We start from the raw sequence: 11,455 nt of genomic DNA on the forward strand, positions 1-11,455 counted from the left end.
CCAAAAGTGCAAACGGATACAGCAGATTTTTATATTCGGCAACCCCGGATGAAAGCTGTCTCCACAAGAAAATATTTATGGATAGGTTAAGCGCCTATCAGAGCTTTTATTTGCTGGACCTTAATATTGGTATATTAGTTTGAGTTATAATGAGTTTTAAGAAAATTTTACATTTCTCACTTGGACCAGTTTTAACTGCTTTAGTGGGGTTAATTACCTTACCTGTTATGTCTTGGCTGTTCTCTAGTGAAGATATAGGCAGATACGCACTTATACAAGTGTTAGTTTCCTTTTCTCTGCTGTTTTTTACACTTGGATTGGATCAGGCTTATGTTCGTGAGTACCATGATGCCAAAGATAGGTCAGCATTTTTAGTTTCATTTAGCCTCCCCGGGCTTATTCTGCTGCTGGTCGCTAGTGCATTAGTTGGTTTCTATTCCAGCGAGTTTATTGAGTTATGGTTTAACTTTGAATGGTATTTTTCTTATATACTTGTTTGCATCATATTGCTCACTAATTACCTAATAAGATTTTTGCAAATTGAATCCAGAATGAGTGAGCGTGCGCTGTTATACTCGGTTGTTCAGGTTTTACCACGATTTTTATTTTTAGTGAGTGTTGTTGCCGCGAGTCTATACGATTTTAATGATTTTAAGTATATCTTGCTTGGCTTTACGGCATCATATGTTATTACGTTTTCCTTTGTTGCATGGAAAGTTATTCCTTCAATTTCTGCTATGAATTTGAGTAACTTTGACAAAAGGCTTGTTCAAAAAGTGCTCTCTTATGCATCACCACTTGTTATCTCCAGTTTGGCGTATTGGGGCTTAGTCTCAATTGATAGGTTGTTACTCAAAGAGTATTCGGGTTTAGGAGAATTAGCAAACTACGCCTTAGCAGTAAACCTTGCTGGTGTCGCAATGATTTTTCAGCAAGTTTTTTCCACTATATGGACCCCGTATGTTTACAAGGTTAATTCATATGGAGGGGACACAAGTGTATTTAATACCTTTGTTAAACTGGTAAGAGATGCTGTGGTCATTATTTTCTCTTTGGTGTTGTTATTCAAACCCCTAGTTAGTTACCTCCTTCCGAATTCGTATGTAAGTGTTCAATATTTACTTTCAAGTTGTATTGTTGCTCCTCTGATGTATATGCTTTCAGAATGTACAAAGGTCGGAATAGGAATAACAAAGAAAACAAAATATTCAGTCGCATCAGCGATTCTAAGCCTAATTGTTGCACTCGGTTTTAATATACTGCTAATACCTCACTTAGGAGCTCCAGGCGCGGCGATAGCCACCATGAGTGCCTTTATGGTGTTTTATGTGCTTAGGAGTGAGTTTTCAAGAAAAGTCTGGAAGCCGGTTTATCAGAGGAGAGATTACTTTGTGATCAGCGCTTTGTTGGTATGTGCTTCAATTGACGCTTTATTGCAAGAAAAAGCTAAACTATGGGTTGGTTTATCTGCAGTCTGCTTGTTACTCTTCGCACTATCTCGTGTCCGAGTACGAGCCAATCAATATCTCGTTATTTTGAGAAAGCCAAAATGAATCAGGATAATTACGTGACGCACCTATTGCGGATACCTTGCCAATACAGCGCTGTATTGCGCGCTTCTTTAATGCTATTAGTGGCTTGTATTTCGGTGCTTCTTATTGCAAGTGAACCTCTGGCATTGTTGGCGTTTGCGATCTTCATGTCAGGCATTTCTTTTTACTCCAGAGCAGCTGCTATTCTCACGTTGACAGTTACTAGCTTATTGTCGGTTTTTTATTGGTTGTATTTAAGCTATGTTTTGAACTTGGACTTTTACATGTCAAGCAGTTATTGGGCAATAATTAAAGCTGCTTTGGTTTTTCCAATTATTATTGCTATTTTAGCGTGTTCTAACTTTAAATTATCGAGCACAGATACTAGCTATAAGTACTTTTTCTTTTTTGTTTTGATTCTTTTGGCTTCCCTGGTAAAGGGACTGAAAACAGATGCATTTGTCTCAGTGGCTTACTTTGTTAATGTCTACTTCCCTTTCTTACTACAGTTTCTTTTGATTTCATGGTGCTGTAGCTACTTACTCAAAGCAAAGCACTGCGCTCAAGTGAGGTATCATGGAAGCCCACTCTTTAAGCTGATAATTGCCGTCGTCTTATTTATTTCGCTATTCTTTATGTCACTTCAGATAGCATTCGATTTTAGTCTGAATGAAGTCTTTCTGGACATTGGAAAAACGTTGGGGCGGGGAGGGGCAGAAGGGAATAACAGAACGATTCTTTTTGGCATGTTTTTTATGCGTTTTCCAGGGGTGTTTGCTGATCCAATATTAGCCGCTTACTCGTTTTTCTTGTTTTTTTCGTATATTTATTATTTTGTTAAAAATCCAGCTCTGAAGCTGTCTGGTTTAGTTATATGTATCTTGCTTGCCGCAGCAACATTAAGTAAGGCCTTTTTCTTTCTATTGGCATGCTTTTTGGCAATTAATATCTGCTTGAGGCTAAAAGTTTCAGGGACTACTAAATATAGGCTGTCTTTGTTCGCTGTTGGTTGTGCTGTTATAATAATTTCCCTTCGAGCATTGCAAAGTGGCGTGACAGATAGCTCTGCAATTCATGTGCAGGGTTTAGTCCTACCGTTTATCACCTTTGACTCTTGGTTGAGCTTCTTCATAGGTCATGACCTGGGTACGGGTGGCAATATGGGCGGCTGGGTCACTCAGGGAGCTGAAAGTTTCGTTGGACTCGTTATGTATAATACCGGGATCCTTGGTCTGTTTTTTCTGGTTATGTTTTGTCTTACTATCTTAAAAAAAGCGGTGTTAAGCAAAACTAGAATCGGTTACTTTTTGTTTGCGACAAGTGCGTCAATTTTGTCCGCTTCTTTTCTACAAGAGAACTCGTTCAACTTGAGTTTCTCTGTTCTTAGAATATGTTGCTATGCTCTAGTGCTATACTTTTTAATTGGGGTTTCTAAATCAAATGAACATTAAGTTACTGGAAGTTTTTGGCTTGCAAGTCCACTGCTTTCCAGACATTAAGAACGCTGTTAGTCATATCATGGATATGAATATAAAAGACAAAGGCATTATATTGACAGCTCTGAACCCTGAAAAGGTACTTAAAGGCCAGGAATCAAAAGAAATCGGCGATATTTTAAAGAAAAGCGATGTCCTTTATGCTGATGGAATGGGCATAGTGAAAGCTGTAAAGTTAAAGCACGGTGAATCGATTAAGCGTGTGCCGGGGTGCGAGCTTTGGGAAGCATTGGTTGCGGAAGCTGGTAAGACTGGCCTGCCCATTTTTTTTGTGGGTGCCTCCAAAGAAGTAAACCAAGCCACAGCAGAGAAAGCAGCTCAGCTTTATGGGGCGAATATTGTAGGACACGAGGATGGCTTTTTCGATAATGAAGATGCGCTTATTGAGAAAATAAAAGCTTCCAAAGCTGAATTCGTATCAGTGGCCTTAGGATCACCAAGGCAAGAGCAGTTTATGTTCAAATGCAAGGACAACGGGGTTAAGGCTGTTATGATGGGAGTGGGCGGAACCTACGATGTTTTTACAGGGCACGTCAAAAGAGCTCCACGCATTTTTTGCAATCTCGGTTTAGAGTGGTTGTACCGTTTACTTGCGCAGCCAAGCAGAATTGGAAGACAAATTAAATTGTTTCGGTTTGTCGCTATGCTGTTTAGAAATAAATAATATCAATTCCACTTTTCCAACTTTACACGGCTTAAAGTCACCAAGTGTGGGAGAGCGATAACTGACGTTTTCAGGCTATGCCCTATTGTACAAACCCGCAATTGGGCAGCCCAAGCTAGTGCTTTGGAATTGGGTATGGACATTTCTTGCTTGTGGAAGTTAAAAGTAACATGTTCAGTAAATCTTTCTCTGGTGTTAGCATACTCTCTGACTTTATAGTCGAAGGCCTCCACATACCTGGTTAGTTGATACTCCTTCAGCAGGGCTGATATTACTATCATGATCTCCCAGAAATGCTTCTCTTCGTGTAAGCCCTCGACAAATTGAAACAGTTGTCAAGTAAATTTTCTGTAGACAGGGAAAGTGGTCGTGCAAATCAGCTACTTAAGCAGATTTATGGGCATATAACTGGAGCAAATTTTCTAGTTGTGGATAATATGAATGACTAAACAAACTTTGTTGCACTAGGGAACAACGTGCGTAGCTGAAATACTGGCCCCTTTTATGCGGTGCAATTTTTATCAGTTGATATAAAACTCATCGGTATATGAAGTGGGGTGAGCAGCATTGGAAGAATAAATTGTGTGATTCAAGAGGAGATGAAGTGAAAGTTTTAACTGTATTCGGTACCAGACCAGAAGCCATTAAAATGGCGCCTTTAGTACGTAAATTAGCTAATGATGGTCGGTTTGAAGCTCGTGTATGTGTTACTGCACAGCACCGTGAAATGTTAGATCAAGTTTTGGACTTGTTTAAAATATCTCCGGACTATGACTTGAACATTATGAAGTCGGGCCAAACATTACCTGAAGTAACCAGTCGTATCCTAACTGAGTTGAATGGAATATTAAGAGAGTTTAAGCCAGATATCGTATTGGTTCATGGTGATACGGCGACGACGTTTGCAGCTAGCCTAGCTGCTTACTTTGAGCAGATCAAAGTTGGACACGTAGAAGCTGGATTAAGAACAGGTGATATTTATTCACCCTGGCCAGAAGAAGCAAACCGAAAGTTAACAGGTGTATTGACTGAGCTTCATTTCGCTCCAACAGAAACATCAAAGCAGAATTTATTGGCTGAGAATTTTAATGAGTCGAAGATCTATGTCACTGGTAATACGGTGATAGACGCACTTCTGCTAGTTAAGCAGCAGATTGAAGAAGACCAAGTATTAAGCGAGAAGCTAACGACACAGTTTCCTTTTTTAGATCCAAACAAAAAACTCATCCTAGTGACCGGTCATCGCAGAGAGAGCTTTGGAGGAGGGTTCGAGCGAATTTGTGAATCGTTAGCAAAGACTGCGAGCATGCATGAAAATGTTCAAGTTGTTTATCCTGTTCACCTTAATCCCAATGTCCAGGAGCCGGTGAATCGTATTTTGAAAGACATCAAGAACGTGCATTTGATAGAACCGCAACAATATCTGCCTTTCGTTTACCTTATGAATCGAGCTGACATCATATTAACTGATTCAGGGGGGATTCAAGAAGAGGCGCCAAGCTTGGGTAAACCTGTTCTGGTGATGAGAGATACAACAGAGCGACCTGAGGCCGTCGAAGCAGGAACTGTGAAGTTGGTTGGTACAGATGTTGAGCGCATTACCACAGAGCTTACTAAGCTACTTACAGATGAAGATGCTTACAATTTAATGAGTTTCGCACATAACCCATACGGAGATGGTAATGCATGTGAGCGAATTTGTGACAGTCTAGCAGCATTAACTTTATAGGTTGAAGGCAAGTATCAAAGAATTTGGGTGGCCAACGACCATGCGCTTTTTCGACCTTGAGGTCGATAAGAGCAAAAATGTGGAGACTATTAGCTCATCTCAGGGTGAGCAATGGTTGTTAATTACATTGGGTGAAAGCAAAATAACCAGCAGCTAGCCATATCGTGAACAATTAATGCGTGTTTCCACGGCATTAGGGGAGTAAAAGCGTAACCGCATTCTTGTATGTTCGATGCTATAGACTGTGCGGATAGAAGAGAGTAAATGGTAGCCATAAGTTAATCAGGTTGTCCGAAGCTCGATTAGTGTTTAAATACAGAAAACTCTCGCTATCATAGTGTATATTACTGCTGGCAAGTCTAAAATCTGATGCTAATCAGGCCTTGTTTTAAAGTTCGTGGTCTTACAGCAAAGTGTCGGGGTTTGCTGTGGCTGCGTGGTTGGTGTAGAAAGTTGCGTTTACATTGATGTGTGTTCAAATTTCATACTTTGAAGTTATGTTCTGCTTTTGAAAGGTTACAAAGTGTGTATGATATGTTTGATGTGTATATACGAACGAATATAAAGTGGACTAGGGTTCACTAATGCGTATAATTAAGCTGGTTGTAGACCAGATACCATATTGTAAAATGGAAAACAGTAATTTTGCTGTTTATATAAAGAAGGAACGAATCAGGTTGATGCGCATTACTGAAAGAGAAAGTAAACTCAATTACTTTTTGACCATTCATATTAGCTTCTATGTAGCTTGTCTTTATTTTTTGACGTCACGTCTTCTGCAGCGATAGCTGCCTCCTCTAGGATCTCTTGCAGATAGAACTGGATGTTTATGATGAGAAAATACGACATCGTAAAGCTGTGAGGCTACGCTGTGTAGAAGTAATAGAAATCATCTCACTTGCTTAATGAGCATAATTAGGCCTGTGTATTGCGAATACATGTGACTTTTTGAGCGTTAATTGCAAGCGTCAAATTAGAGTAAGACCTGGCGATTCGAAAAGCGTTTATAGATACAGGCCAACTATGTATAGGATACTGATGCGATGTCAATCAAATTTAATAGCCTCAACAGTTTTTGCATAGTAAAGTGAAGAGAATTAACAATTGAACTATATTGTTCTTAATTAAGAGACAATAGAAGTAACAGATATTTTTGTTCTGATAGTACAAAAAAGTCTTATTGATTATGTAATTTAAGGAATTCTAAATGATACTACCTGTCATTTTAGCTGGAGGGTCAGGCACCCGATTATGGCCTCTATCAAGAGGGAATTACCCGAAACAGTTTCTTAAGTTGCATGGTGAATACACCATGCTGCAACAAACTATAAAGAGGCTCGAAGGGATTGAACACCAGCCCTGTCTTCTCATTTGTAATGAGGATCATAGATTTATTGCAGCTGAGCAGGTCAGGCAGCTTGGAGTTGGACACAGTGGTATTTTGTTAGAACCCGTGGGAAGAAATACGGCTCCTGCTATTGCGCTGGCTGCAATAACTGCGCTTGAAAGTGGGTCGGACCCATTGTTATTGGTGTTGGCGGCAGATCATGTTGTAGAAGATGAAGCTGCTTTTTGTGAGAGCATCAATGAAGCAAGCGTATTAGCAGAACAAGGCAAACTAGTTACCTTTGGTATCTCCTGCGACAAACCTGAAACAGGATATGGTTATATTAAGCGTGGCGAGCGTATTCAAGAGTCTCAGGCATTCTCAGTTGACAAATTCGTTGAGAAACCCAATATTGAGAAAGCGAGGGAGTATCTGGAATCTGGTCAATATTATTGGAACAGTGGATTGTTCATGTTTAAAGCGAGCCGCTTTTTAGAAGAGCTTAAAGAGCACAGACCTGATATCTATGAGGTCTGTTTAGAGGCGAGTAAAGTACAAAAAAGAGATCTAGACTTTATTCGAGTTGATGCTGAAACTTTCAAGTCGTGTCCTGAAGACTCTGTTGACTATGCTGTTATGGAAAAAACCTCAGGAGCCGTAGTTGTTCCGATGACCGTAGGTTGGAATGACGTTGGCGGTTTTGCTGCTTTATGGGAAGTGTGCAAAAAGGATGAGAATAATAATGCGTTTACAGGCGATGTAACTGCGATAGATACGAAAAATACACTTGTCTATTCCGAGGATAAATTAGTGTCTGTTGTTGGAGTTGAAGATCTTGTTATCGTCAATACAAAAGACACGGTGCTGGTAACGCATAAAGATAAATCTCAGGAAGTTAAGCAAATTGTTAAAAAGCTGAAGTGTGAACAGCGTAGAGAAGTGAGCTTTCACAGAGAAGTATATCGACCTTGGGGTAAATATGATTCTGTTGACAATGGCGAGCGTTTCCAGGTTAAACGGATCACCGTTAAGCCAGGCGCTAAGCTATCTGTGCAGATGCATTACCATAGGGCAGAACATTGGATTGTGGTATCTGGTACGGCCAAAGTTCACTTGGATGGTGAAGAGCGCTTTGTGACAGAAAACGAGTCAGTCTATATACCCATTACTTCAGTTCATGCGCTTGAGAACCCAGGTAAAGTCGATTTGGAGCTCATAGAAGTTCAATCTGGCGCTTATCTAGGTGAAGACGACATAGTACGCTTTGAAGATAAGTACGGTAGAGTATAATGCAAGATACGGTCCAAAGAATCATTAAAGACAGTGGTATTGCTTTTGGTACTAGTGGTGCAAGAGGGCTGGTTGAGCAATTCCAGCCTGAAGTATGTTTTGCGTTCACACAGGCATTCATAGAGTCTTTGAGAGCACAGTATGAGTTTGATAGTATTGCGATAGGAATTGACAATAGGCCTAGTAGTTACGGAATAGCATTAAGCTGTGCAGCAGCAGCGAAAAAGGCTGGCTTATCTGTAGACTACAGTGGCGTGTTACCAACACCTGCTTTGGCTCTTCATTCTAGCTCACTCAATATCCCCAGTATCATGGTGACAGGAAGCCATATACCGTTTGACAGGAATGGACTGAAATTTTACAAACCTGATGGCGAGATTACTAAGCAGGATGAAGGCGCGATACTCACCTGTGACTCAGTGTGTGAATTTGAGTCACCGCTAGAGAACTTAGCATTGAGTCTAAAAGCGAGTGATGATTATGTTGCACGCTACGTTGAACTTTTCAATTCTAAGCCGTTCCAGAATAGACGTCTTGGTATTTATGAACACTCCAGTGCTGGGCGTGATTTATATAGGGACGTTTTTGAGGTTTTGGGGGCAGAAGTAATTAGTTTAGGCCGCAGTGACACGTTTGTGCCAATTGATACCGAAGCTGTATCTCAGAAAGACCGAAAACTGGCTAAAGAATGGTCTGAAAAGTATAGCCTTGATGCTATTTTTTCTACAGATGGTGATGGAGATAGGCCCTTAATTGCTGATGAGCAAGGTAATTGGTTAAGAGGGGATGTGCTCGGTTTGTTAACCGCTGCGGCTTTGAATGTTGATGCATTAGCGATGCCTGTAAACTGTAATACCGCGGTTGAAAAGTCTAAGCAATTTGAAAGTGTTGTCCGCACAAGAATTGGCTCCCCCTATGTGATAGATGCGTTTTCAGATTTAATATCAGCAGGGTATAAGGTAGCTGGATTTGAAGCAAACGGGGGGTTCTTGCTTGCCAGTGATATCCATTACAACGCAGTTCCGTTGAAGGCATTGCCTACAAGAGACGCGTTGTTGCCAGCAATTGCGCTATTCGCACACTGTTGGAATGAAGGTAAGCATATCTCCCAAGTGGTTAGCGGTTTGCCTGTACGCTTTACTGCAAGTGACCGTCTAAAGGAAATCGAAAAAGGCGTGAGTCTTGGGCTAATTGATAAGTTTCGCAGTTCGCCGCAAGCACTCTGTGACTTGGTGGGAGATGGGCTCGCGGTGCTTGACATTAATGAGACGGATGGTTTCCGATTAACAGCTTCAAACTCAGAGGTAGTTCACCTACGCCCGTCCGGAAACGCACCAGAACTCCGTTGCTATGCTGAATCGGATAGCCAGAAACGGGCTGAGGATCTGGTCAATCGCGTTTTGCAGAACTTACCTGTTTATTAAGCGACAATATAGAGGCTTGAGTAAATTGTAAACTGTCATTTGCTCAAGCTTCTAAGTCTGTGATCAGTTCCAATGTATTGATTAGCTATTTGGGGGCGAGACTCGCTTCATTCGTCGCAAGAAAATTGAATTTATTTTAAATTCATTTCACAACGTAACCCTTAAGCAATTAATCACATCTCAATTATATGCCTATGTTAGTATTGAAATAAATATATCAGGCAGTTCTATTTTTGGTAATAGTGTTAATTTCAAAATGGTGTCGTAAATGGCTTGTAACGTGAAAAGCAAAGTTCACTTGCGAAGGAGCTTGTAGCATGATTTAATTAGCACGCTGCTCGAACGCAACTGGCAAAGGCATGGGTTAGCGAGCAATTTGAGTTAAATAATTTAGGATGTTAGGAAGAGCAAATGGCGCAATGCTGTAGAAAATTCATTGCAACGTCAGCAGTTTTGACGTGCTTACTCGTTACAAGTGGTTGTACATTAATACCCGGTGGTCACTTTAAAGGTATAACTTCTGGTGAAAAAACAGATAGTGTCAGTGAAGAGTTAAATAAATTGAATATACAATTGATTGATTCAGAATTAATCAATCAATTGAAAAGTCAAGCGGATGTGTCCGTTGCACCTAACTACCAAGATTTAGGAATTAACGACTATGAATACCGGTTAGGTGTCGGTGACGTGGTCACTATTGGTGTGTGGGACCACCCCGAGTTGACTATTCCAGCAGCAGTTCAACGCACCGCAGAATTTGACGGGTTTCGAGTCGCTGCCGATGGAACAATTAGCTATGCCTATGCTCCTAAAATCCAGGCTGCAGGTAAAACTGTTAGTGAGTTGAGAGACGATTTGGTACAAAGGCTGAGCCGAGTCATTGAAGATCCGCAAATCGATGTTAAGGTCGTTGGTTTTAGAAGCCAGAAAGTCTATGTTACTGGTGAAGTAAGTAAACCCGGTGTTTATCCTATCACGGAGACTCCCCTTACTCTCGTTGACGCAATCAATTTAGCTGGCGGCTTAAACGACCGCGCTGATTGGGAAACTGTGACATTTAGCCGCAATAATAAAAGTGAAATCATTCACCTTGATGACTTATATTCGTATGGTGATATCTCACAAAACCGATTGCTAAAACACGGTGATATAGTGCACATTGGGCGAAACGACAAACGGAATGTATATGTCTTAGGTGATGTAATGCGTGCTGGTACAGTTCCTGTAAATCGCTATGGGCTCAGTTTAGCCGAGGCCATGGCTGAAGTTGGCGGGATTAATGAAAGAAGTGCTGATGCTAACGGTATTTTCGTTTTGCGCAAGCGTAATATCGAAGAGGATGGTTATTTTGCTGACGTTTACCAGCTGCATTCGAAAAATATCGCGGCCCTTGTACTGGCTGAGCAATTTGAGCTACAACCTCAAGATGTTATATACGTCACTAGTGCACCTATCTCGCGCTGGAATAAAGTCATCTCTTTGTTACTACCTTCCTTAACAACAGTAGATAGCTTGCAAGATATAGACAATCAATAGGCGAAAAAATTATGTTTGAGAATATATTGATTGTCTGCGCAGGCAATATTTGTCGTAGCCCCACGGCTGAGTATGTTTTGCGTGACAAAGTGGAAGGTAAAAACATTAATGTATCTTCCGCAGGGTTGACCGCAATGGAAGGGCACAAGGCCGATCAGAATGCGCTATTAATTGCTCAAACCCATGGTATTGATATGTCTGGACACAAAGGTAGACAGTTAGATTCAAACCTGATAGTGCATAACGATGTTATATTGGTTATGGAGCATCGACATGTGTCGGATTTATGCTCCAGATACCCAGAAGCACGAGGGAAAACATTTTTACTAGGTAAGTGGTTAGATGATAAAGAAATCCCCGATCCTTACAGGCAAAGTAAAGAAGCTTTCGAATATGTATACGAATTAATAGATAGTGCTTGTAGCGCTTGGCAAAAGTATTTATAAGGAACTGAGAA

8 protein-coding genes are annotated in these 11,455 nt (G+C 40.8%); all 8 read left to right on the forward strand.

Annotated elements, in window-relative coordinates:
* Window positions 1–149: 149 nt before the first annotated feature.
* The 8 genes from NH568_RS10025 (at window position 150) to NH568_RS10060 (ending at window position 11,444) form a co-directional block, all read left to right on the forward strand.
* Window positions 150–1,553 (forward strand): oligosaccharide flippase family protein, encoded by a 1,404-nt coding sequence (locus tag NH568_RS10025; RefSeq protein WP_253046681.1) that lies wholly within the window; start codon window positions 150–152, stop codon window positions 1,551–1,553.
* Window positions 1,550–2,983, forward strand: coding sequence for a hypothetical protein (locus tag NH568_RS10030; protein ID WP_253046683.1), 1,434 nt, complete (start codon window positions 1,550–1,552; stop codon window positions 2,981–2,983). Before NH568_RS10025 ends, NH568_RS10030 begins: the two co-directional genes overlap by 4 nt.
* Window positions 2,973–3,692, forward strand: coding sequence for a WecB/TagA/CpsF family glycosyltransferase (locus tag NH568_RS10035; protein WP_253046685.1), 720 nt, complete (start codon window positions 2,973–2,975; stop codon window positions 3,690–3,692). The genes NH568_RS10030 and NH568_RS10035 overlap by 11 nt, the downstream gene beginning before the upstream one ends.
* Window positions 3,693–4,296: 604 nt before the next feature.
* The gene (wecB, locus tag NH568_RS10040) at window positions 4,297–5,421 is read left to right on the forward strand and encodes a UDP-N-acetylglucosamine 2-epimerase (non-hydrolyzing) (protein WP_349287995.1); all 1,125 of its coding nucleotides are present in this window, start codon (window positions 4,297–4,299) and stop codon (window positions 5,419–5,421) included.
* A gap of 1,207 nt (window positions 5,422–6,628) precedes the next feature.
* Window positions 6,629–8,038 (forward strand): mannose-1-phosphate guanylyltransferase/mannose-6-phosphate isomerase, encoded by a 1,410-nt coding sequence (locus NH568_RS10045; protein ID WP_253046687.1) that lies wholly within the window; start codon window positions 6,629–6,631, stop codon window positions 8,036–8,038.
* Complete coding sequence (locus tag NH568_RS10050) at window positions 8,038–9,462, forward strand: phosphomannomutase (RefSeq protein ID WP_253046689.1); 1,425 nt, start codon at window positions 8,038–8,040, stop codon at window positions 9,460–9,462. Before NH568_RS10045 ends, NH568_RS10050 begins: the two co-directional genes overlap by 1 nt.
* A gap of 411 nt (window positions 9,463–9,873) precedes the next feature.
* A complete protein-coding gene (locus NH568_RS10055) occupies window positions 9,874–10,998 on the forward strand; it encodes a polysaccharide export protein (RefSeq protein ID WP_253046691.1) in 1,125 nt (374 codons plus the stop codon).
* Window positions 10,999–11,009: 11 nt separating this feature from the next.
* Window positions 11,010–11,444: a low molecular weight protein-tyrosine-phosphatase gene (locus NH568_RS10060; protein ID WP_253046693.1), complete on the forward strand. Its 435-nt coding sequence runs from the start codon at window positions 11,010–11,012 to the stop codon at window positions 11,442–11,444.
* Window positions 11,445–11,455: the final 11 nt, after the last annotated feature.

The sequence above is a fragment of the Pseudoalteromonas sp. XMcav2-N genome, assembly GCF_024124545.1.
GTDB lineage: Bacteria > Pseudomonadota > Gammaproteobacteria > Enterobacterales > Alteromonadaceae > Pseudoalteromonas.